We start from the raw sequence: 22,936 nt of genomic DNA on the forward strand, positions 1-22,936 counted from the left end.
CCGCCCCCCCCCTCCCCCCTCCCCCTCCCGCCCCTTCTGGGGCTTGTTTTCGCGGGGTTTCCCCCCCCCCCCCCCATACCCCCCCCCCCCATTACCCCCCCCCCCCCCCCCCCGCCCCCCCCCGGGGGGGGGCCCGCGGCGTATGTATATCAGCCCTTCCAATACCATCCGGCGGCATGCCAGGATGCGACGCGGGTGTTGGAATTTGGCTCGAAACCCTCCAGTCCTTCCTTGCGGCCGAACACGTTGGTGGAGGCAAACAGAGGCAGGAACGGCAGATCCTGACGGACGATTTCCTGCACACGCAGATAAATGGCGCGACGCTGTTCCCGATCGAAGGTGCGGGCGCCCTTCTCGAGCAGCGCATCGACCTCCGGGTTGGAGTATTGGCCTGTGTTCGAGCCCTTTCCGCCCTTCGCGACGATCGCCTTGGTGTGCAGGCGGTTGAAAACGTCGGGGTCGCCCGCGATGACATTGGTTACACCGGAGATGGCTGACTCGAACTGCGATTTGAGCCAGAAATCGCCCCACATGACGGCGGCCGGCAGGTTCGAGATGGTCATCTCCACCCCGATCTCGGCGAATGTCTGCTGCAGGAACTGCTGCGTCTGCTCGCGCAGGTGGTTGCCGGAGGTGGTGGAGTTGGCGAACGACAGACGCACCCCGTCCTTCACCCGTATTCCATCGGCTCCGGGTACCCAGCCGGCCTCGTCGAGGATCTGGCCCGCGCGCTCGAGGTTGAACTCCTGGGCCGGCAGGTTCGGATTGTAGTAGTAGGAACTCTGCGGCATGAACGTCTCGGTGGGGGTGTGGACCCCGTAATAAATTGCTTCGAGGATCGCTTTCCTATCGATTGCGGCGTAGAGCGCCTGGCGGACCGCCGGGTCCTTGAATTGCGGCTTCTCAAGATTGAGATAGATCGACTCGACCGATGCCCCAGGCTCCAGCTTGACCACACGATCCGATAGTTTGCTGGCTTCCGCGTAGTGGTCGGCGGTTATGAATGCCTGGTCGACAAGATCGATGTCGCCGCTCTTGAACTGGGTGTAGAGCACCGTCATGTCGGGGATGTATTTGAAGACGAGCCGCTCCAAATAGGGGCCCTCCCCGACATAATCCGCGTTCGCGACGAGTTCGATATGATCACCAGCAACGCGCTGCGCCCACTTGAATGCGCCAGTGCCGACAGGCGCCTGATTGAAGGCGGCGGCGTTGGGGTCGGCCTCTTTTTCGAGGATGTGCTTGGGAACCATGAAGGTTTCGGCGAGAAACGACAGGTAGGGGGCGAAAGCCTCTTCCATCCGCCAGGTGAGCTCGGTCGGCGTGACCACCTTGATATCGCGCACCAGCGAATGGCCGGCCGTGCGCCAGGCGCGGAATTGCGGATTGGTGATGAGCTCAAGAGTGAATTTCACATCCTCAGCCGTGAAGGGCTTGCCGTCGTGCCAGCGGACGTCGTCACGCAGGCGGATGCGCCACTTAAGACCGTCCTCTGAAATGTCGCCGTTTTTCTGGCTTGGCACTTCGACCGCAAGATTGGGCTGAAGAACGCCTTTGGGATCCATGCGGAAGAGCGCATCGAAAAGCGAGAAATGCACAGCGTCGTCGACCTCGATATGCGGCATCAAAGGGTTGAACACGGTGGGTTCCTGCGAAAGTCCGACGACGACGCGACCGGTTGGGCTCGCTGGCGGGGTCTGGGCGAAGGCGGGCTTGCCCAACAGATTGGGCGCAATGAGGCCTGCTGCCCCGCCTATCGCCATCAATCGCAGTGCATCGCGCCGCGAGTAGTTTGATTTGGTGTCTGAGCGTTCAGTCATTGGAATTCCCCTTGTTCTGGCGGTATCCGCCGTGGCTCTTACCCATTTGCTGCAACCGGACGGGTAGATCCCGGCTGCTCTCCAGGAATCGCCGCCACCAGCTCACGCGTGTAGGCTGATTGCGGGTCGAGGAAGATTTGCGAGGGCGGTCCGCGTTCCACGATCCGCCCTTTCTGCATCACCGCGATTTCGTCGCAGATCTGGCTGGCGACGCGCAGATCGTGGGTGATGAAGATCATCGAAACGCCGGTCTCCCGCTGGATCTGGTCCAGCAACTGTAGGATCTGGGCCTGGATCGACACGTCGAGCGCCGACACAGCTTCGTCGGCGATCAGCAGCTTCGGTTTGAACATCAGCGCCCGAGCGATGCCTATGCGCTGGCGCTGCCCACCGGAAAATTCATGCGGAAAGCGACCAAAGGTGCCGGCATCGAGTCCGACATGAGCCAGGAGCGCCTTCGCCTCATCACGCGCCTGGGCATAGGGCGTTCCGTGCGCGACTGGGCCAACGGTCAGGATGTGGCCGATCGTCGATCGCGGGTTGAGCGAGGCGAAGGGATCCTGGAAGATCATCTGAACCCGCGGCCGCAGCGGGCGGAATTCGGCTTCGGAAAGCTTGGCGATATCGCGGCCCTCGAACAGAATCCCGCCGCCGTCGCTGTCCAGCAGCTTGATCAAAAGCCGACCAAGCGACGATTTGCCGGAACCGCTTTCGCCCACAACGCCCAGCGTGCGCCCGGGCGCCAGATCGAACGAGACCTCGTTGACCGCGGGCACGACGCGCTGCGAGCCGAACAGGGAACTGCCGCTGCGGTAGGTCTTCACCAGGCCTTCGACCTTCAGGATCGGCGCTTTGTTGGCCGTCTCCAGAGGAACGCGGTCCTCGCCGGTCAGGCGCGGGACGGCCGCGATAAGGCGCCGGGTGTAGGGATGGCCCGGCGACTTCAGCACCTGTTGGGCGCTACCCTGTTCGACGATGTGGCCCTTCTCCATCACGACGACACTGTCTGCGATCTCGGCCACCACCCCGAAGTCGTGGGTGATGAACATGACGCTCATTCCCTTGCGGCGCTGAATGTCGCGGATCAGCTCCAGAATCTGTGCCTGTGTGGTCACGTCGAGCGCGGTCGTCGGTTCATCCGCGATCAGGATCGTGGGTTCAAGCGCCAGCGCCATGGCGATCATCACCCGCTGCCGCTGCCCGCCAGAAAGCCGGAACGGATACTGATGATACATGAGTTCGGGGTCGGGCAGCCCCACCTCGGTCAGCAACTCGACAGCGCGGCCGCGACGGGATTTCGGAGTGCCGACGCCATGCGCCGCCATGACTTCGTCGATCTGCGCGCCCACCGTCATCAGCGGGTTGAGTGCCGAGAGCGGATCCTGGAAAATCATCGAGACAACCCGGCCGCGTAAGCTGCGCAGCTTGTCGGGGGACAGGCCTATGATGTTCATCCCATCCAGCTGGATGGCGCCCGAGGAGACGCGGATCACCTTGGGCAGAAGCCCCATGATCGCATTGGCTGTGACAGACTTTCCCGATCCGGATTCGCCGATGATGCACAGGATCTGGCCGCGCTTCAGATCAAAGGAGATGTTCTCGACGGCATGGGTCCGTTCCATGCCTTGCGGCAAATTCACCGTGAGGTCGCGTATCGAAAGCGCCACATCGTGGGGGGCTACGGCCTGAATGCTTGCGATCATCGAGATCACCTCCCCTTTCAACCGAGCGGGTCCACGCTGTTGCGGACCGCATCATCGCCCTTTGAGCAGAAGCGCCTCACCGTAGCGGCCGTCGTCTGGCCATCTCGGCGCTTCGCGCCCTGAGGCTGCGAGAAACGGATTCTGCTCATCCTGGCGGCTCCCTTGATGAAATCCGGTCCGTGTACCGGACACTGTTCCCTTTTCTTGGAGAACTCTCCGAAGGCGTATGCATGCCTATCGGAAGTCCTCTGGAGCTTGCCTGCCATAAGGAAGGGTTGCTCCGTTCTTTCAGCCAGTTTGACTGTTTTGTTTCCGCATAGTCGTCGAAACTTGGCCCTCGGGCGGCAGGAACTTCTGAAAAGAACGTCCAGTTCGGCATTTCACTCTGCAGCTGTTCGGCGTCCGCGACATGATCAGGCAACCATATCCTTCATGCGGTAATAGGTACGACGGGCAGGAACCAGGGCTTCCGGCGTGCATCGGCACCGTGTGCCAGGATGCGGTCGAGCGGATCGGTGTCCGTGCGGCCCATCGCAATGTCGGCCAAGGCACTGCCGATCAGGGTCGGCAACTGTGCGTCGCGCCCTGAATAGCCATGCCTTGGATGACGCGACTGCATGAAGTGTACTCCTGCCTGCCCCGGCGACAGCGAGCTTTTCGCCGAACAATTGCCTGTCCTAGGGGCCGCTGGCCGCACGATATTCCGTCCAGGTACAAACTTCGCGGCCTGCCTCTGCAGGCGGCAGGGTTAGGATGCTTCAAATTACCGGAGTCCCCATCCATGCCCGCGCCGCTCATGCACATCGATTCCAGCCCTTCCCTGCCTTGCGAGGCGGACGTCGTCGTCATCGGCGGCGGCGTAGTAGGCGTATTCACGGCATATTATCTCGCACGCCGCGGCGTCAGCGTTGCCCTGCTGGAGAAGGGGCGCGTTGCCGCCGAACAGTCCAGCCGCAACTGGGGCTGGTGCCGGCAGCAGAACCGTGACGCGCGCGAGTTGCCGATGGCAACCAGGAGCCTCGATCTCTGGGAAAAAGTGGCGCAGGAGACTGGCGAAGACACCGGCTTTCGCCGCTGCGGCCTGCTCTATCTCTCGCAGGACGAAAACGAGTTGGCAGGCTGGGCAAAGTGGCGCGATTTCGCAAGGACGGTTGGCGTGACGACGCATGTGCTGAGCGCGGAAGAAGCCACCGAACGGGGCAAGGCGACCGGCCGCAAATGGAAAGGCGGCGTGTTCTCGCCAACTGACGGAACGGCGGATCCATCAAAGGCGGTGCCGGTTGCCGCGCGCGGCATCATGGCGGCCGGCGGCACCGTACATCAGAATTGCGCGGCGCGCGGGCTGGAGTTGAGCGCCGGCCGGGTCAGCGGCGTCGTTACAGAAGCGGGAACCATCCGGACAACGACCGTGGTCATGGCCGGAGGCGCGTGGGCTTCTTCCTTCTGCAACCAGCTTGGTATTCGTTTCCCTCAAGCTGCCGTGCGTCAGCCGTAGCGCCGGGCGCAGAAGGCCTGCCGGATGCCCTGCATACCGCGCGCGTCTCGCTGACGCGGCGCGGCAACGGTGGATACGCGCTGGCGATCAGCGGGCGGGCGCGAGTCGATCCAACGCCACAGCAGCTCAGGTTCAGCCGCGAGTTCGTGCCCATGTTCGCCCGCCGCTGGCGCAGTCTGGCCCCGGGAGCGTTCGAGGGCTGGCGTCAAGGTCATGAAAGCCTGAGGAAATGGGTACTTGACGACGTGACACCAATGGAACGGAATCGGATTCTCGACCCCAAACCTGACATGAGGCAGATTCGGCTGACATATCAAAGAGCCTGCGAATTGCTGCCCGAACTCAAGCGCACCGCGATTTCTCATGCTTGGGCGGGCTATGTCGACAGCACGCCCGATGGCATCCCGGCAGTCGGTGAAATCGATGGGATTCCGGGCTTCATCCTGGCGGCAGGATTCAGCGGCCACGGCTTCGGGATTGGCCCCGGCGCCGGGCATATGATCGCCGACATCATCACCGGCAGCGAGCCGATCGTCGATCCGCGTCCTTATAGGCCGGAGCGTCTGAAGACCGCTGCGTGGGGCAAGGTCGCTGAATTCTGAGAAGACCGATTTGCCAACGTCCAACCGGTCGCACATGAGATTGAGGCCGCGAGGCGGCCAGCACTGAAAACAATGGGGAAGTGACGATGCGCGAATATGAGATTGCCGCCATTCCGGCCGACGGGATCGGCCCAGAGGTCATTGCCGCCGGTCTCCAGGCGCTTGAGACACTTGAAGAGCGCTGCGGCGACTTCAAGCTGCGCGTCCAGCACTTCGACTGGGGCTCAGACTACTACAAGGCCCATGGTCGGATGATGCCCGAGGACGGTGTGACGCAACTGAAGCGTTTCGACGCTATCTTCTTTGGCGCGGTCGGTGCTCCCGATGTGCCCGACGACATCACGCTCTGGGGCCTCCGGCTGCCGATTTGCCAAGGCTTTGATCAATACGCGAACGTGCGGCCGACAAGGATATTGCCCGGTATTGTTTCGCCGCTGGCGGGCGTTGGCCCTGGCGATCTAGATTGGGTGATCGTGCGGGAGAATTCCGAGGGCGAGTATTCGGGCCACGGCGGCCGCGCCCATCGCGGCCTTCCCGAGGAAGTCGGAACCGAGGTCGCGATCTTCACGCGCGTCGGCGTCACCCGCATCATGCGCTATGCATTCCGGCTGGCACAGTCACGGCCGCGAAAGCTCCTGACAGTTGTTACGAAATCCAACGCGCAGCGTCACGGCATGGTAATGTGGGACGAAATCGCCGCCGAGGTGGCACGGGAATTCCCTGATGTCACGTGGGACAAGATGCTGGTTGATGCTATGACGACGCGTATGACGCTGAAACCACGGAGCCTCGATACGATCGTCGCCACCAATCTTCACGCCGACATATTGTCGGACCTTGCAGGCGCGCTCGCGGGCAGTCTCGGCGTTGCACCGACCGCCAATATTGATCCCGAGCGGCGCTATCCCTCGATGTTCGAGCCTATCCACGGCTCGGCGTTCGACATTGCCGGCAAAGGTATCGCCAACCCTGTCGCCACCTTCTGGACCGCCGCCCAGATGCTCGACCATCTGGGCGAAAGCGAAGCGGCCGACCGGCTGATGCGCGCTGTGGAATCGGTGACAAGGGAAGGCGTGGTGACGCCGGACGTTGGTGGCACCGCGACCACGCAGGAAGTAACGGACGCCGTTTGCCGGACGATCCGCGGTTTGAACGTGTGACAGGTTCCTGATGAAGCTCGACAAGATCGACATCAAAATTCTCTCCGAGCTGCAAAAGAACGGGCGCATATCCAACGTCGAGCTTGCCGAGCTGGTGTATCTGTCACCGAGCCCCTGCCTGATGCGGGTCAAGAAGCTTCAGGCGGAAGGCTTCATCACCGGTTATTCCGCCCAGATCGACGTCTCCAAGCTCGGGCAGACGTTGACGGTCTTCACCGAGATCACGCTCAGGAACCATCGGCAGAACGACTTCGCGCGGTTTCTTGCCACCGTCGAGAAGATCGATTCCGTCATCGAATGCCATCTTGTTTCAGGCGGCTACGACTACCTGGTGAAGTTTGTCACAGCGGGAATCACCGAATACCAGACGGTCATGGAGCGCCTTGTCGAAATGGACATCGGCATCGACAAATATTTCAGCTTCGTCGTGCTGAAATCCCCTATCGTGAAATCTCACCTGCCGCTCGACGCCATATTCGGCAGATGAGGAAGAGGCTGCCCCGCGCATGCGGCGGCAGTCTGGACGATCATCTTTTCATTGCTGCCCGCACGTCCTTGTCTTCGAGGGTTTGGTCCAGCGTCATCCGCGTGCGTTCGAGGATTCCATCGATATCGTCCTCCGTGCAGCACAGCGGCGGCGCATAGCCCAGGATGCCGCTGTTGAAGGCGCGGATGATGAGGCCGTTCGCCCATGCGCGGTCGAAAATACGGCGACCCGGATCGGCTGCCGCCGGCAGCGGCGTCTTGCGCTCCTTGTCAGTGACCAACTCGACCGCGGCCAGCATGCCGCGACCGCGAATATCGCCAACCAGCGGGTGGTCGGCGAGCGAGCGAAGGCCTTCCATCAAGCGCTTCCCGGCCTTCCGCCCGTTCTCGAGCAAACCCTCTTCGTAGAGACGCAGGCATTCCAGCCCCACCGCCGCGCTCACAGGATGGGCTGAATAGGTGTAGCCATGGCCGACAGGCGCTTTGCCGGCTCCGTCCGCGATCGTATTGTAGACATGGTCCGACATGAAGACTGCGCCCATCGGCACGTAGCCCGAGGTCAGTCCCTTCGCCGTGGTTATGAAATCCGGCACCACATCGTCCTCTTCACAGGCGAAGAGCGGACCGGTGCGGCCAAAGGCAGTGATGACTTCGTCGGCAACGAACAGAATGTCGTGTTCCTTGCACACGGCGTGCAGGGCCTTCAGCCAGCCTGTCGGTGGAACGAGGACACCGCCCGAACCCTGAATGGGTTCGGCGTAGAAGGCCGCAACGCGGTCCGCGCCGAGTTCCGCGATCTTGGCGCGCAGGGCCGCGACCGATGCGTCGATAATCGTCTGCGGATCGGAGCCGACCGGATTGCGATAGGCGTAGTGCGATGGAATCTTGTGCTGCCAGTCGTAAGGCACGCCGAAGCCCGCATGGAAAGCGGGGATCGCGGTCAGACCGGACCCCGCCGTCGAGGATCCGTGGTAGCCATACTCGACCGAGATGAACTGGTCCTTTTGCGGCGTACCCTTGGCATGGTAGTAGTAGCGGATGAAGCGGATCGTGCTGTCGACTGCGTCGGAACCGCCCAGCGTGAAATAGACATGGTTCAGATCGCCGGGCGCCAGTTCGGCAAGTCTGGCAGCAAGACGAATGGCAGGCTCGGACCCCAGCCGGAAATATCCTGTCGCATAGGGAAGCTCTCTTAGCTGCTTGGCGGCTGCCTCAACGACGCTTTCCTGCCCGTATCCGATGTTTACACACCATAGACCAGCGAATCCGTCCAGCAGCGTTTTCCCGCTTGCATCGGTCACCCTTGCGCCCTTGGCGGATTTGAGCACCCGCACACCGGCTTCCTCGTGGCTCCGATAGCATGAAAACGGGTGAACCAGATGCGCGCGATCGAGTTCGATCAGTGAGTTTGCCAACATTTCTTCCTCCGATTTAACCGAGTGCCTGACTGACCAACGCATATGTGCGGTGATGCGCGGGCTTGCTTTCTTTGTGCGTGGCCATGGAGCGTCGCATCGTGATCCCACCGCCGACGTGCGCGAGCCCGCGCCCGGTGAGCCATTCAGCAAGATCCGTTGAAACGTCGGTATCGACACGGACGAACTGGCCCTGATGATGGGCGAGCAGAAAGTCGATCAGGGCTTTGGCCTCGGTACCGTTTCTCGCCACCACCGGCCCAATGACCAGCCCCCGGCCGAATGGCCGGATGGCGGAAAAGGCCTGAGTATCGCCTTCATCGCGAATGACGGCGAACTTCGCGCGCTCGCGAAGCAGCTTCATCAGCGCCGAACGGTCATGGCCACTTGCCTCGCGATCCAGCACCCCGAGGCGGGCAAGATCGCCGCTCTCTGCCCCGGATACACGGGCCGGCGCGGAAACAGGCAATGCCTCGCCCTGATGCTGTACGATCTCGCCAGTCGTGACGAAGCCCAGCTTCTCATAGAGCGGCAGGCCTTCCCGTGTCGCCGCCAGGCAACAGCTGCGCTCACCCGCCTTGGCAAGCGCCTCTTCCATCATCTTTCGGCCGAGCCCGCGGCCGCGCATGGCCGCATCGACGATCACCATGTTGATGGCGGCGGCATCGTCGCCGTAGGGGGTCATCATGATGGTCGCCACCACGCGTTCTTCTTCCAGAGCGACGATCCCCCGGCTGACCGACTGGACCAGCTCCCAATCCTCGCGGCGATGCGGCCATCTAACTTGGCGAGACAACTCGACAGCACCTTCCAGGTGCCCCGGTGTCATCTCTTCAAGGATGATCTGTTGTGTGGTCATGATGAATTTCCGGCCTTCGTCTTCAGGTGCTAACGGTAGACCACCAAAGACAGCAGTTCCTCCCGACCGGCAGCCATGCGCGACGCGTTTTCACTATCCTTCGCCGCTCGCGCCGCATCTTCTGCCGAAGCATGGCCGACAGGCCGCGCTGCTCCCAAAGCTCGAAAGGACACGTGGCGCAACTCTCTGCCAAACCGGCGATGCAATACGAAACGATCTGCTTCAGGTCGCAGCGAATGCGGCCGTTAGTCTTCCAGATCTCCGACTATGGTGATCGTGGTACAGGCACGCTGTGCCGAGAAAACTAGGAGGATGGTCGCCATGTCGACGTTCAGACCGAAATATATCACCTTCGACTGCTACGGCACGCTCACCAATTTCGATATGGCCGGTGCGGCGCGGCGCGTCTACGGCGAGCGCCTCTCCCCAGAGGCAATGGCCAGCTTCGTGGAGGCTTTTAGAGGCTATCGCCTTGACGAGGTGCTGGGGCCATGGAAACCCTTCCTCGAGGTGGTGCAGAATTCCATCGAACGCAGCTGCAAGCGCATCGGTATCCAGTTCAAACCCGAAGATGCCCAACGCATCTATGACGAAGTGCCAACCTGGGGTCCGCACCCCGACGTCCCGGCTGGCCTGTCCAGAGTGGCCAAGGAAATCCCACTGGTGATCCTGTCCAACTCCATGAACAGCCTGATCATGTCGAATGTGGAAAAGCTCGGCGCGCCCTTTCACACCGTCATCACCGCCGAAGAGGTTGGCGCCTATAAGCCGCTGATGAAGGGCTTTGAATACATGCTCGACAAGCTCGGCTGCGGCCCTGAGGACATTACTCATGTGTCGTCCTCATTCCGCTACGATCTCATGACCGCCTATGATCTCGGTATCAAGAGCAAGGTCTGGGTGAATCGCGGCCACGAGCCCGCGAACCCCTTCTACGAATACACCGAGATCAAGGATATCGGAGGACTGGCCGCCGCCGTCGGACTGGAGCCCGTTCGGGAAGTTGCTTGAGGCTGGCGGGCCTCCGGCCATCGCGGCATCCGAAGTATCGAATGAGAAAGGGGCGGTTCGGCCGCCCCTTTCTCATTGCTTGTCTCGCTCTTGAGATTCGAAAAGGCCTCTAATTCAACCCGCCGACGTGAAGCGTCTTGACCTCCAGATATTCCTCAATCCCCAGCTGCGATCCTTCGCGCCCCAGCCCCGACTGCTTCACACCGCCGAACGGAGCGACCTCTGTCGAGATCAGGCCGGTGTTGAGCCCGACCATACCGAACTCCAGCGCCTCGGCCACACGCCACGATCGTTTGAGGTTTTCCGTGTAGAAATAGGCGGCAAGGCCGAAGGGTGTTCCATTGGCGATCGCGATGGCTTCCTCCTCGGTTTCAAAACGGAACAACGGCGCAACGGGCCCGAACGTCTCTTCCGACGCCAGCAGCATTTCGGTCGTGGCGTCGCCGAGCAGAATAGGCCGGGCGTATTGCTTGCCTTCCGGCACTGCTTCGCTCCGGGCAATTATCCGGGCGCCTTTCTCCAAAGCATCGGCGACATGCCGCTCGATCTTCTCGATGGCGGCCCCATTGATCATCGGCCCGATGACGACGCCCTCCTCTGTACCGGCGCCAACCTTCATCTCTGCAACTCGGCTGGCGAGCTTGGCAGCAAACGCCTCATAGATGCCGGCCTGCACGAGAATGCGGTTGGCACAGACGCAAGTTTGGCCGCCATTGCGAAATTTGGAGTTTACCGCCCCTTCGAGGGCGAGATCGAGATCTGCGTCATCGAAGACGATGAAAGGCGCGTTCCCGCCGAGCTCGAGGCTGAGCCTTTTGATGCCGTCGGCGGCGCCCTTCATCAGAAGCGCGCCGACGCGGGTTGAACCTGTGAAGGAGATCTTGCGCACCGTTTCGTTGGCCATCAGCTCTTTGCCGATCTCCGCCGGCATGCCGGTTACGATGTTGATAACGCCTGCCGGGATGCCCGCCCGCTCCGCCAGGACGCCGAGCGCGAGCGCCGAAAAGGGTGTGAACTCCGACGGCTTGATCACCACCGTGCAGCCGGCGGCAAGTGCGGGCGCCACCTTGCGCGTGATCATCGCATTCGGAAAATTCCACGGGGTGATGACGGCGCAGACGCCGACTGCTTCCTTGAGAACCAGAATGCGGCGATCGGCAGTGGGTGACGGAATGGTCGAGCCACCGATCCGGCGCGCCTCCTCCGCAAACCATTTCACGAACGACGCGCCGTAGCGGATCTCCGCGAGCGCCTCGGCAAGCGGCTTACCCTGTTCCAGAGTCAGCAGAAGCGCCAAATCCTGTTCATGCCGGCGAATGAGGTCGTGCCAGCGTTCCAGCAGTCCCCCGCGCTCGGCATGAGTCTTCTTCTTCCAACTCCTGAACGCCTCGGCCGCAGCGCCGATCGCGGCCCTGGTCTCGTCGCCCCCCATGTCGGGAACGGTGCCGAGAACATTCAGGCTGGCAGGGTTGGTGACCTCGGCGACGGCCTTTGTGTCCGCGTCCCGCCACACACCGCCAATCAACGCCTGCTGGCGGAACAGGTCGGTATCGTTAAAGGTGCCAATCTTCGTGATCGCATTCATGGTCTTTTTCCTCTGCCCTTTCAGCTCAATGCCGCAAGCACGGCTCGCGTGATTGTTTCAGTCCGGTCCTTGCCTGCGATCGTGCCTATGCCCTGCGCGGTTACGGACTCGATCGCCGACATCACTTCGGCCGCAGCATGCCGCTCGCCCAGATGCTCCAGCATCATCGCACCGGACCAGACCGCGGCGATCGGATTGGCGACGCCGAGATGCGCGATATCGGGTGCCGAACCATGGACAGGCTCGAACATGGAAGGTGCGCTGCGATCGGGATTGATATTGGCAGAGGCGGCATAACCCAGCCCGCCCTGGATGGCCGCTCCGATATCGGTGAGGATGTCGCCAAACAGGTTCGAGGCGACGATTACGTCGAGGCTGTCAGGCGCCAGCACCATGCGGGCAGCCATGGCGTCGATGTGGTAGTGCGAGACCTCCACATCGGGATAGTCCTTCGCTATCTCGCGCGTCACCTCATCCCAGAAAACCATGGAATGTTTCTGCGCGTTGGATTTGGTCACAGATGCGAGCTTCTTGCGGCGCGCCCGCGCCTGTTCGAAACCGAAACGCATGATCCGTTCGACACCCGCACGCGTGAAGATTGCTGTCTCAATCGCGACCTCATTGGCTGTGCCGGAATGAACGCGCCCGCCGGCACCGGAATATTCGCCTTCCGTATTCTCGCGTACGCACAGGATGTCGAAACCATCGGATCGGAGGGGCCCCTGAACGCCCGGCAACAGCCTGTGCGGTCGTATGTTGGCGTACTGCGTGAACCCTTTCCGGATCGGCAGGAGCAGTCCGTGAAGCGATACTGAGTCGGGCACTTCGGCGGGCCACCCCACAGCACCGAGATAGATCGCATCGAATTTCCGCAGTATCTCGATGCCGTCTGGCGGCATCATTGCGCCGGTTTCCAGGTAATAGGCGCACGACCATGGGAAGCTTGTGCCATCAAGGGCGAAACCGCCCCGTTTTGCCGCCGCCTGCAGCACCTGCCATGCCGCCCCAGTCACGTCTTTGCCGATGCCGTCGCCGGGGATGAGCGCTATTTTATAGGTCGTCATTTGATGGAGGTCCTCATCCGGCACTAGCGTTTCATCGGAACAATAATGGACCGCGCGCCGCATTTTCCGTCGAGGATGAGCCGCCCGACGGCGTTGAATCGCGTCAGGCGGAACTTGGAAAGTCGATTGTTCTGGAACCGCCGCGCGCGCTATTCGGCCGGACCTTGGGCATTGAACTCAGTCATAAACGCAGACGTAGATCTTGCGCACGGTCTCGATCGTACGCCAGACGCCGACGAAACCGGGCTTCATCACGAAACTGTCGCCGGCGCGGTAGGTCTTCGTCTCGCCCGCCTTCTCCTCGATTTCGATCACACCCGAAATGATGTGGCAGAACTCGTAGGTAGTGCCCTTGATCGAATGCGTCTCGCCGGGGGTCGCCTCCCAGACGCCGGTCAGAACCTTCTCACCTTTCGAGGCATCCTGCGCCCAGGTCTTGAAGGATGGAGTGCCAGAAATGAGCCGCTCCGGCAGCGGCAATGCCTCCTTCGGCGTGAAGGCGGGATTTGTGTCAATCGTGGTCAGCAGTGACATGTGAGGTTTCCTGGTTAGTAGCCGAGCGTTCGATCGACGAGGCCGATCAGTTCGTTGCCGGCGCGGTGGCGCCGGATGTTGTCCACGGCGGATTGCGCCGCCGTATGCGATTGTGTCACCGAGGCAATGTGCGGCGTTATCATCACCTTCGAATGCGACCACAGCGGATGGTCTTCCGGGAGCGGTTCTGGATCAGTGACATCAAGCATCGCCGCAGTTAGGTGACCGGTGTCGAGCGCGTCGATCAGCGCGGCCTGGTCGAGTTGCGGACCCCTGCCGACATGCAGCAGCTGCGCCCCGGCTGGTAGCAAGGAGAAGAGCCCGCCATTGAGAATGCCGCTCGTTTCCTGTGTCAGCGGTAGCAGACAGACGAGAATGTCCGTCTGCTTTAGAAAGTGGGGCAACTGATCGGCGCCGTGAAAACAGGCAACGCCCTCTATCCGCTTTTCGCGGCGGCTCCATCCGGCTAGCGGAAACTGGAACGGCTTCAGGCGCTCGATTGCCGCCTGCGCCAGCATGCCAAGACCAAGAAAACCGACCCGGCGTTCGGCCGCCTGCCGAGCGGCAATCGGTTGCCAGAGGCACCTTTTCTGCTGCTCGAGATAGGCGGGCATCTCCCGGTGGAGCGCCAACACGCCAAGCGCGACGTATTCCTGCATCATGCGTATGATGCCATCCTCGACCATGCGCACAAGCTTCACATGGCTTGGCACCACGTCCTGATTGAACTGGTCGACGCCCGCTCCGATGGAAAATAGCACTTCCAGATTGCGGTAGCGCGAGATCTCGTCCGGCACTGTCCAGGTGATGAGATAGCGCACATTCTCCGGCTCCATCTCCTCGCCGGAATGGAAGAATTCCAGATCCGGGAGTTCGCGCGCGAAGATCTCGCGGAACACCGCAGCACGCGCCGCATCGGAATTGAAAAGAAATGCCATGGAACCCGCCCTCTAGTTCATGCTGCAAGGCGCGCGCCGAGATCCTCGATCATGCTCTGGCAGGCAGCAAGTTCACCGATCTCGATGTATTCATTGGGACGATGCGCGCGGGAAATTTCGCCGGGGCCGCAAATGATCGCATCGATACCGGCCTGCTGATAAAGCCCGGCCTCCGTGCCGTAACTAACCGCTGTGAGCGGCTCCTGCCCCGTCAGCTCGGTCAGAACCGCCGCTAGCTCACTACCCTTCGCGGGCGCAAGGGCGGGATAGGAACTCAACTCGTGCCAAATTACCTCGAAGCCGCTGTCGCGCAGGGCAAAAAGCTCGGCCTTGACCGGCTCAAGCAGGGAGGCTGGAGAAACGCCCGGCACGGCACGTACCTCGATATCGGCAGTGCAGTGGCCAGCGATGATGTTGACCGCCTGTCCACCGGCGATGACGCCCACCTGCAAGGAAGAATATGGGGGCTCGAAATCTTGATCGAGCGGTCCGTCGGCGAGGGATTGGCCATAGGCCACGGCGTGCGTGATGACGCCGGCCATGGCGTGCACGGCATTGAGTCCGAGATCGGGGCGTGACGAATGGCCGGATCGCCCGATCACTTCGAGCCGCGCCGCCGCCTTCCCCTTGTGCGCACGCACAGGTTGCATCCGGCTCGGCTCGCCGACAATCGCGCCAAGCGGCCTCTCGCATAGCATCGGCAACGCAACCAGAAGATGCGGCACACCACGGCACCCCGCCTCTTCATCGTAGGAGAATGCGAGATGAACTGGCTGCCGCAGTTTCATCGCCGCAAGCCCCGGCAGCGCGGCCAATGCGCAGGCGAGAAAGCCCTTCATGTCGGTGGCGCCGCGGCCGTAAAGCCTGCTGCCCTCGCGACGCAGGACGAACGGATCCGAGCTCCATTCCGGCTCGCCGGCCGGCACAACATCCATATGTCCGGAGATGATGTAGCCCCGACCCTCGCGCGGGCCGACCGTGACGAACAGGTTGGACCGGTCGCCCTCGGGACCGGGCAGAACCGTCACCTCGGCTCCGGCTGCCTGACAGTAGTCGCGGATCCAATCGACGATCGCGCCGTTTGGCGTGCCCATAACAGAGGGAAATGCAATCAGGGTCGCGAGGATTTCTTCCACATTCATGGCGGTCCGCTCTGCTTGCACATTGTCACCGGGTGCGACCAGCCTATCCGTAGGCAGCAGTGTTCCCTGCCGAATCGCGTCGTGCTTTGGCTGAAGATTGCGAAAAAACGCCTCGAATCAGCGAAACCTGCTGGCTTTCCCCTGTAAAGCTGCGGCAAATGAGGCCTGTCGCAAACATGGCTAAAGGCGCCAGGATCAAGACGCATGCCTTGGGCATTCGTTGAAGGAGCGGATCGACTAACATGCAGAGATCAGTGCGCCTGAAATCCTTTGAACTGGTCGCGCGGGACATCAATGATGTCGACGTTGATCTGCTGCATGCACTATCGATTTCTGTCCGCTGGCCGCATCGCCCCAAGGACTGGAACCTACTGCGCCGCGCCGGCCACGGCATCGTCGCCGTTGACGGAATTGGGCGCGTCTTCGGAAGCGCGATGTGGTTTCCCCACGGGGACGATTTTGCCACCATTGGTCTGGTGATCACGACGCCCCGCGCACAGGCGCAGGGAGGTGGCCGATGGCTCATGGAACAGGTACTTGAGCAGTGCGGGGATCGCAATCTGGCCCTGAATGCAACCCATCCCGCCTATCCTCTGTATATTTCACTCGGCTTCACGAGCGAGGCGATCGTCTACATGCGCCAGGGCGAGGCCCCACAAAAACTCCCGCCGATGCCAGTTCTGGATGGTGAACTCAGTGAGCTGCCCAGCGACAGACTTCGCGAGATCACCGAGCTGGACGCGCGTGCGTTTGGGACAAATCGTGCGGGGCTACTTGCGTTGCTCGCAGAGGATGCCTCGATAGCCACTCTGAGCCGCGGTGGCGAGGTCGTTGGCTATTCCATGTGTCGCGAGTTCGGGCGCGGCCATGTGATTGGCCCCATTGTGGCTCGAAGCGACCAGGACGCGGTCCATCTCACCGCCGTCCATCTGAAGAAGCTGGCAGGTCGATTCGCGCGCGTCGATACGCGCGAGAGGGATGGCGTGTTTGCCGAGTTCCTTCAGCAGAGCGGCCTCGGCATTGCCGAGACCGTGACGACAATGTCCAAAGGCCGCCGGTTCCTGAACCGGGAAAGCAACGGACCTTGGGTTTACGGATTGGCCAGCCACGCCTGGAGCTGAATGCAAGCACGCTATCGCCGTCAAGCAGCAGATGTGCAGGTTCAAGGCTCTCACAACGACTCCAGCGCCCTGGACATACGTTCGAGCCCTCTGCGCAACAGCGGACGAGGGCAACCGACATTGAGGCGAATGTAGCCTTCGCCACCGGGTCCATAGACGCGCCCATCGTACAAATTGACTCCGGCTCGGTCGACGAAAAACCGCTGAACGCCTCCCACCTTCCGATCGAGCCCGCGCGCATCCAGCCACACCAGGAAGGAAGCGTCCGGCCGCATCGGTGTGATGCCCGGCAGGCGATCCTCGGCGAATTTGAGGACGAAATCGACATTACCGCCGATGTAGCGCGTCAGCTGATCCAGCCACGGCGCGCCGGTGCTGTAGGCGATCTCTAGCGCCAGCCGTCCAAAGAAGTTGGCGTTGACCATGAACGATGCCTGCATGCTGGCCAGAAGCGCCTCGCGCCGCTGCTTGTTGGCCACCGACACGGTTGCGGAGGGCACGCCGGCCAGATTGAAGGTCTTCGTTGGAGCCGTGCAGATGAATGACTTTTCCGCGGCATCCTCCGAGAGGGACGAGAAGACAATGTGCGGGCGATCCGATAATCTGATATCGCAATGGATGTCGTCAGATATGACGAGGATGCCGTAGCGCTCGCAGACATCGTTCAGCGCCGTCAATTCCCCGTGCGTCCACGCCTTTCCAGCTGGATTGTGCGGATTACACAACAGGAAGGCCTTGGCCCCGGCTGCCAGTTTCGCGAAGTTCTCCAGGTCGAGCTCGTATCGGTTATTCTGCAACCTTAGCCTGTTGACCAGCAGCTTCCTTCCGTTGCCCTGAATTACTTCGAAATAAGGCGAGTAGATGGGAGACTGCACAATCACCCCGTCCCCGGGCTTCGTGAAGGTCCGAAGCATCGCGGCCACCGACGGCATGATCGCTGGCGCCGGCAGCAGGGATTCCAGTGCCGGCGACCAGTCGTGCCGACGCGCGAACCATGATTGCACAATCTCGTAGTGACGGGGGTCGCGGCGGGTATAGCCATAGATACCATGGTCCGCGGCTTCTCGCAGGCGCGCGATGACGGTTTCAGGCGCGCGAAAATCCATGTCCGCGGTCCATAGCGAAAGCAGATCTTCGCCCTCGACCCGAGGCGAGAATTCGTCCCACTGATTGGCCCATTTGACTGACCCAAATTGGTGGCGATCATAGATCCTGTCGAAGTCGATCATTCCAACATTTCTTTCCGCAACCGTAGATTGCGATGCATCTGCACAGCCATTGCTTGATTTCCGGGTGTGGTTTTTGCCGCTCGCCGCTGCTCGAACTTTCGGAGCGCTATCTGAGGATTTTGCGCAGGAAACTGTCGAGCACGGTCTGTCGCATATTCCGCTTCCTAGCTCTCGTGGCCGCGCGCCAACGCGCGCTCCATCGACTGCGAGTAGCGGGACATTCCAAAGCAGAAGATCCAGTAGACCAGCCCGGCGAAGAGATAGCCGGTCGAGGAGATCGTCGGCCCAGCCCAGTTCGGGTCGACTCGCGCCGTTTCGACGGCCCTCAGGAAGTCCGCAATGCCGACGATCGCTACCAGCGTCGTGTCCTTGAACAGCCCGATAAAGGTAGAGACTATGCCTGGGATAACGATCGTGAGCGCCTGCGGCAGGATGATCAGACGCATCATGGTGAAATAGCTGACGCCGAGCGCCTTTGCCGCCTCATATTGCCCCTTGGGGATCGCCTGAAGGCCTGCGCGCACCACCTCGGCCATGTAGGCGGACGAGAACAGCGCTATCGCAATCAGCGGACGCAGCAACCGATCGGGCGTCAGATAGTCGGGCACGAAGAGCGGCATCATGAAATTCGCCATGAACAGCACCGTGATGAACGGCACACCCCTCACGACCTCGATGAAGGTGACACATACTGCTCTGACGAGGGGAAGCTGCGATCGCCGGCCAAGCGCGAGAAGCACGCCGAGCGGCAGCGAGAAGACGATGCCCACGATCGACATGAGCAGCGTGATGAGCAGACCTCCCCACAAGACGGTATCGATGACCGGCAGATCGAGCGACGCGACGCCCCTCAACAGCACGAAGGCGACGAACGGATAGACAATAAAGAACAGCAACCCAGCCAGGTTGCGCCGCGGCGCTTGTTTCCACATCAGCCAGACGATCAGCACGGCGCCGATTGCGAGCGTCAGGTCCACCCGCCAGCGCTCGGACACGGGATACGCCCCGTAACGGAGATAGTCGAATTTCTCGACGATGAACGGCCAACAGGCGCCGTCAGGGTTGGCGCGGCATTCTTCCTGTCCGTCGGCCCAGACTGCGTCCAAGACTGCAAAACTCACGAACTGCTGCAAAAGCCATGCCGCGAGAACCGTGAAGCAGATCGTCAGCGCGCCGGAGAACGGTGTCGGGAACAGGTTCTTTCTGATCCAGGTCGCCGGGCTCGGCCGGATTCCACAAGGCGGTGCCATCGGGGGCAGAAGCGAGCTGTTAACGAGCGGCGGATGCAGGGACTGGTCGCTCATGCATCACCTCTCGACGATCGCGAAACGTTGATTGAACGCGTTCATGGAAATCGACGTGACGAGGGAAATCGCGAGATAGACCGACAGCGTGATCGCCATCACCTGGACGGCGGCGCCGGTTTGGTTGAGCACCGTTCCCGCAAAAATCTGAACGAGGTCGGGGTAGCCGATAAACACGGCGAGTGAGGAATTCTTCGTGAGGTTCAGGTAGTGGCTAGTCAGGGGCGGTATGATGATGCGCAGTGCCTGCGGAACAATGACCAGGCGAAGCGTTTTGCCCGGCGCAAGCCCGAGCGCATGGGCGGCTTCGGTCTGGCCTTTCGGAACAGCCTGGATGCCGCTGCGGACAATTTCCGCGATAAAGGAAGCGGTGTAGACGGAGAGACCGATCAGAAGGGCGGCGAACTCCGGATAAAGCTGGTGCCCACCCCGGAAATTGAACCCTTTCAACTCCGGCACCACGAACGACACCGGCGAGCCGACCAAAAGGAACACGGTCAGAGGCAGTCCATTCAGGGCAGCGAGGCTGACCCACAGCACGGGCAGCTGTTTTCCGGTGCGGTTCTGTGCGCGCCTGGCGTAAGACCAATAAGCGACGCAGAAGATGGTAGCCGCCAGGAATGCAAGTCCCACGGTACCTGCTCCTGCGTAGAGCTGGACTTCCGGAATGATGAGACCGCGATTGTTCAGATAGACGCCGCCGGGGAGTTCGATCGACGCCCTCGGCGCAGGCAGCGCTTTCAGGACTGCATTGTACCAGAACAAAAGCTGCAGCAATAACGGGATGTTGCGTATGATCTCGACGTACGAAGCCGCGACCTTTGAAACGATCCAGTTCGGTGACAGGCGGGCAATGCCGACGACAAAGCCCAAGACTGTGGCCAACACGATTCCAAGCAAACTCACATAGAGCGTGTTGACCACACCCACCCAGAACGCTTGGCCGTAGGTGGAGAGCGTGTCGTAGGGGATCAGCGTCTGATTGATGTCGAAGCCGGCGGCCTCGTTCCAGAAGCCGAAAGACAGCGGAATCCCGCGTGCCCTCATGTTCGACGCAGTCTGGACGGCAACGCCCACGGCCAAAGCCAGCAGGCTGGCAGCCAGCAAAAGCTGATAGATGATGCCGCGGACCTTGGCGTCGTGCAGGGACAGGCTCCTGCGCGAGGGCGCGGCGAGCAGCACATCGGACATGACCCTGTTCCTGTGTTGGTGAAGAAAGACGCCGGCGCAATCGCCGGCGGCTCGTGACCGACCCAGCCTAGCGGATCGGCGGGGCGTACTGGAGACCGCCCTCACTCCAAAGAGCGTTCAGGCCGCGCTCCATCTTGAGCGGCGAGGCCTTCCCGATATTGCGATCGAACACTTCGCCATAGTTGCCGACCTGCTTGATAACGTCCACGGACCAGGTATCGCCAAGCCCGAGATCCTTTCCGAGGCTGCCCTCTGCTCCGAGCAGCCGACGAATGTTCGGGTTGTCCGACGACTTCATTTCATCGACATTCTCAGAGGTTATTCCCAACTCTTCGGCGGCTACCATGACAAGGAGCGTCCATTTGGCCACATTGAGCCAGTGATCATCGCCCTGCCGCACGGCAGGCCCAAGCGGCTCCTTGGAGATAAGTTCGGGAAGCACGACGCTGTCGTCAGCCTTCGCCATACGCTGGCGCGACGCATTCAAGGTGGACGTGTCAGCGGAGAGGACGTCGCAGCGACCTTCGTCGTAGGCCTTTACGACGGCTTCTTCATCAGCAAACCCGACGGTCGAGTATGACATCGAATGCGACCGGAAGTAATCGGCGAGATTCAACTCGGTCGTCGTGCCCTGAGTGACGCAGATGGACGCGCCATCCAGATTCTTGGCCGAACCGATGTTCTCTGCTTTGCGGACCATGAAGCCCTGGCCATCGTAGAAATACGTGCCCGCAAAAAGTATTCCGAGAGATGTGTCGCGGGATGACGTCCAGGTCGCGTTATGTGCGAGTATATCGATCTCGCCCGACTGTAGGGCGGTGAAGCGGTCCTTCGGCGTAAGCGGAATGAACCTTACCTTCTGCGCATCCCCCAGAACCGCTGCGGCAACAGCGCGGCAATAGTCGACCACGAATCCGGTCCATTTGCCCTCATTGTCCGGAAGGCTGAATCCGGCTGTCGCTGAGTTGGTTCCGCAGGTCAGAACTCCGTTCTTCTTGACATTTTCGACCGTCGCGGCGGACGCGTTGGATGCGACGAGCCCTATAGCTGCTCCGACCAGTCCTTTGAGAATTGCCTGCATCTTGGTTCCCCTTATTCTCTTGTGGAGCACCAAGGTTGCGCAAGCGTCATTATTGGTCAAATTCATTCTCGTCATGATGAATATGAGCCCCACTCATACACATGGCTACGCTCGTAAGGGTTTCAGCCGTTAATCCCTGTCTGAAGACACATCTTCTCATACCAGCGCACTTCATTGGAGCAACGCGACGTGTGTCTCCTGTTTATTTCCTCTGTTCTCTCTCAGAAACAATTTCTCTCTTCTTTATCTGCGACTCAGAGTAGATATTTGAGAGAACTTCTTTGAGCCAGATCGTCCCTGGGTCTGTGGCCATCTGCGGATGAAGGAGCAACCACGCGCTCACATTTGGGATCGGCAGGGGCGGCGAAAGGAGCGTCACTTCACTCGCTTTATCAAGGATTTGGAGGATTCCGTCACCACAATGAGCAACAAGTTCGGTGCCTCGCAAAACCCACGGAAGTGCCAGATAATTCGATATCGTCGCGACCACGTTCCGCCGCAAACCAAGCTCCTTGAGGGCGGCATCGGCAAGCCCGCTGGAAACACCATCGGCGGAAACCTGCAAGTGAGACGCTGACAGATATGTCTCCATTGACATCGCCGAACTTGCGATTTGGCTGCCGCTCCAAACTGCGCAGAAGAGACGATCCTGGCCCAGTTCGATCTTCAACAGGCTTGGGTCATCCTTGATCACTGCTCCAGTCAATGCACAGTCGATCTGTCGAAGATGAACCGAGGACGGAATATCGAGCCCGTTCGCTGGAATAATGTTCAACGTGGCACCGGGCGCCTGCCTGGAAAACTCCCTGAGAAGACGTGGTATGATTATCATCGCATGGTAGTCAGTGAGTCCGACACGAAAGTTCCGCCGAGTGGTTGCGGGATCGAAAGTTTGATGGCGATCAATCGAGGCTCGAATCGTTGCTAATCCGGCTGAGATGTCTGGCAGAAGCTCAACCGCCCGCGGGGTTGGCCTCATAACTCCTCCATCGCGCGTGAACAGCTTGTCGCCGAAAAGGTGCCGCAGCCTGGATAAGGAATGACTGATCGCAGATTGCGTTCTTCCCAATTCGCATGCCGTACGCGTAACGCTTCTTTCGCGCATCATTACGTCGAATACGCGCAGCAAATTCAGGTCGAGGTCATCGAAGCTCATGAGATTGCCATGAATGGTTTGTCATGAATCAGCACCGAAA

19 protein-coding genes and 1 pseudogene are annotated in these 22,936 nt (G+C 60.8%); 5 read left to right on the forward strand and 15 right to left on the reverse strand.

The genetic code is table 11. From position 1 onward, the window contains the following. Nucleotides 1–149: 149 nt before the first annotated feature. The 3 genes from AC0L3I_RS09410 to AC0L3I_RS09420 all read right to left on the reverse strand — a co-directional run bounded on the left by AC0L3I_RS09410 (nucleotide 150) and on the right by AC0L3I_RS09420 (nucleotide 4,142). Nucleotides 150–1,820: a peptide ABC transporter substrate-binding protein gene (locus tag AC0L3I_RS09410; protein ID WP_473526730.1), complete on the reverse strand. Its 1,671-nt coding sequence runs from the start codon at nucleotides 1,818–1,820 to the stop codon at nucleotides 150–152. 38 nt (nucleotides 1,821–1,858) lie between these two features. Further along, complete coding sequence (locus tag AC0L3I_RS09415; protein ID WP_473526731.1) at nucleotides 1,859–3,523, reverse strand: ABC transporter ATP-binding protein; 1,665 nt, start codon at nucleotides 3,521–3,523, stop codon at nucleotides 1,859–1,861. A gap of 430 nt (nucleotides 3,524–3,953) precedes the next feature. Continuing rightward, nucleotides 3,954–4,142, reverse strand: a complete 189-nt coding sequence (locus AC0L3I_RS09420) for a hypothetical protein (protein ID WP_473526732.1) — start codon at nucleotides 4,140–4,142, stop codon at nucleotides 3,954–3,956. A gap of 162 nt (nucleotides 4,143–4,304) precedes the next feature. Here AC0L3I_RS09420 and AC0L3I_RS09425 point away from each other — a divergent pair. The 3 genes and pseudogenes from AC0L3I_RS09425 (at nucleotide 4,305) to AC0L3I_RS09435 (ending at nucleotide 7,267) form a co-directional block, all read left to right on the forward strand. Then, nucleotides 4,305–5,620, forward strand: a pseudogene (locus tag AC0L3I_RS09425) (NAD(P)/FAD-dependent oxidoreductase). 86 nt (nucleotides 5,621–5,706) lie between these two features. Beyond that, nucleotides 5,707–6,780 (forward strand): tartrate dehydrogenase, encoded by a 1,074-nt coding sequence (locus tag AC0L3I_RS09430; RefSeq protein WP_473526733.1) that lies wholly within the window; start codon nucleotides 5,707–5,709, stop codon nucleotides 6,778–6,780. A 10-nt stretch (nucleotides 6,781–6,790) separates the two neighbouring features. After that, complete coding sequence (locus tag AC0L3I_RS09435) at nucleotides 6,791–7,267, forward strand: Lrp/AsnC family transcriptional regulator (RefSeq protein ID WP_123145906.1); 477 nt, start codon at nucleotides 6,791–6,793, stop codon at nucleotides 7,265–7,267. A gap of 40 nt (nucleotides 7,268–7,307) precedes the next feature. On the opposite strand, the gene AC0L3I_RS09440 is transcribed toward AC0L3I_RS09435, so the two are convergent. Together AC0L3I_RS09440 and AC0L3I_RS09445 are read right to left on the reverse strand one after the other, a co-directional pair. Next, a complete protein-coding gene (locus AC0L3I_RS09440) occupies nucleotides 7,308–8,684 on the reverse strand; it encodes an aminotransferase class III-fold pyridoxal phosphate-dependent enzyme (RefSeq protein ID WP_473526734.1) in 1,377 nt (458 codons plus the stop codon). Between the two features lie 13 nt (nucleotides 8,685–8,697). Next, the gene (locus AC0L3I_RS09445) at nucleotides 8,698–9,540 is read right to left on the reverse strand and encodes a GNAT family N-acetyltransferase (protein WP_473526735.1); all 843 of its coding nucleotides are present in this window, start codon (nucleotides 9,538–9,540) and stop codon (nucleotides 8,698–8,700) included. A 321-nt stretch (nucleotides 9,541–9,861) separates the two neighbouring features. On the opposite strand from AC0L3I_RS09445, the gene AC0L3I_RS09450 reads away from it, so the two are divergent. Beyond that, entirely contained in the window at nucleotides 9,862–10,551 is a 690-nt protein-coding gene (locus tag AC0L3I_RS09450; protein WP_287174371.1) for a haloacid dehalogenase type II, read from the forward strand. A 109-nt stretch (nucleotides 10,552–10,660) separates the two neighbouring features. Here the strand turns inward: AC0L3I_RS09450 and AC0L3I_RS09455 are convergent, their stop codons facing one another. The 5 genes from AC0L3I_RS09455 to argE form a co-directional block, all read right to left on the reverse strand. Next, the gene (locus AC0L3I_RS09455) at nucleotides 10,661–12,136 is read right to left on the reverse strand and encodes an NAD-dependent succinate-semialdehyde dehydrogenase (RefSeq protein WP_473488321.1); all 1,476 of its coding nucleotides are present in this window, start codon (nucleotides 12,134–12,136) and stop codon (nucleotides 10,661–10,663) included. 20 nt (nucleotides 12,137–12,156) lie between these two features. Continuing rightward, entirely contained in the window at nucleotides 12,157–13,200 is a 1,044-nt protein-coding gene (locus tag AC0L3I_RS09460; RefSeq protein WP_473488322.1) for a tartrate dehydrogenase, read from the reverse strand. Nucleotides 13,201–13,377: 177 nt separating this feature from the next. Continuing rightward, nucleotides 13,378–13,734 carry a cupin domain-containing protein gene (locus AC0L3I_RS09465; RefSeq protein ID WP_292178204.1) on the reverse strand — a complete coding sequence of 119 codons (357 nt, stop codon included), beginning with the start codon at nucleotides 13,732–13,734 and terminating at the stop codon, nucleotides 13,378–13,380. A 14-nt stretch (nucleotides 13,735–13,748) separates the two neighbouring features. Next, complete coding sequence (locus AC0L3I_RS09470; protein WP_473526736.1) at nucleotides 13,749–14,672, reverse strand: 2-hydroxyacid dehydrogenase; 924 nt, start codon at nucleotides 14,670–14,672, stop codon at nucleotides 13,749–13,751. Nucleotides 14,673–14,689: 17 nt separating this feature from the next. Next, nucleotides 14,690–15,814: an acetylornithine deacetylase gene (gene argE, locus AC0L3I_RS09475; protein WP_473526737.1), complete on the reverse strand. Its 1,125-nt coding sequence runs from the start codon at nucleotides 15,812–15,814 to the stop codon at nucleotides 14,690–14,692. 242 nt (nucleotides 15,815–16,056) lie between these two features. Between argE and AC0L3I_RS09480 the strand changes: the two genes are divergently transcribed. After that, complete coding sequence (locus tag AC0L3I_RS09480) at nucleotides 16,057–16,935, forward strand: GNAT family N-acetyltransferase (protein WP_473526738.1); 879 nt, start codon at nucleotides 16,057–16,059, stop codon at nucleotides 16,933–16,935. A 50-nt stretch (nucleotides 16,936–16,985) separates the two neighbouring features. On the opposite strand, the gene AC0L3I_RS09485 is transcribed toward AC0L3I_RS09480, so the two are convergent. The 5 genes from AC0L3I_RS09485 to AC0L3I_RS09505 all read right to left on the reverse strand — a co-directional run bounded on the left by AC0L3I_RS09485 (nucleotide 16,986) and on the right by AC0L3I_RS09505 (nucleotide 22,896). Beyond that, the gene (locus tag AC0L3I_RS09485; protein ID WP_473526739.1) at nucleotides 16,986–18,164 is read right to left on the reverse strand and encodes a MalY/PatB family protein; all 1,179 of its coding nucleotides are present in this window, start codon (nucleotides 18,162–18,164) and stop codon (nucleotides 16,986–16,988) included. Nucleotides 18,165–18,328: 164 nt separating this feature from the next. Continuing rightward, entirely contained in the window at nucleotides 18,329–19,468 is a 1,140-nt protein-coding gene (locus AC0L3I_RS09490; protein WP_473526740.1) for an amino acid ABC transporter permease, read from the reverse strand. Between the two features lie 3 nt (nucleotides 19,469–19,471). Then, entirely contained in the window at nucleotides 19,472–20,659 is a 1,188-nt protein-coding gene (locus AC0L3I_RS09495) for an amino acid ABC transporter permease (RefSeq protein WP_473488329.1), read from the reverse strand. A gap of 67 nt (nucleotides 20,660–20,726) precedes the next feature. Beyond that, the gene (locus AC0L3I_RS09500) at nucleotides 20,727–21,740 is read right to left on the reverse strand and encodes an amino acid ABC transporter substrate-binding protein (RefSeq protein ID WP_473488330.1); all 1,014 of its coding nucleotides are present in this window, start codon (nucleotides 21,738–21,740) and stop codon (nucleotides 20,727–20,729) included. 202 nt (nucleotides 21,741–21,942) lie between these two features. Continuing rightward, entirely contained in the window at nucleotides 21,943–22,896 is a 954-nt protein-coding gene (locus tag AC0L3I_RS09505; RefSeq protein ID WP_473488331.1) for a LysR family transcriptional regulator, read from the reverse strand. Between the last annotated feature and the right edge of the window lie 40 nt (nucleotides 22,897–22,936).

This window comes from Mesorhizobium sp. WSM4840 (assembly GCF_055811755.1).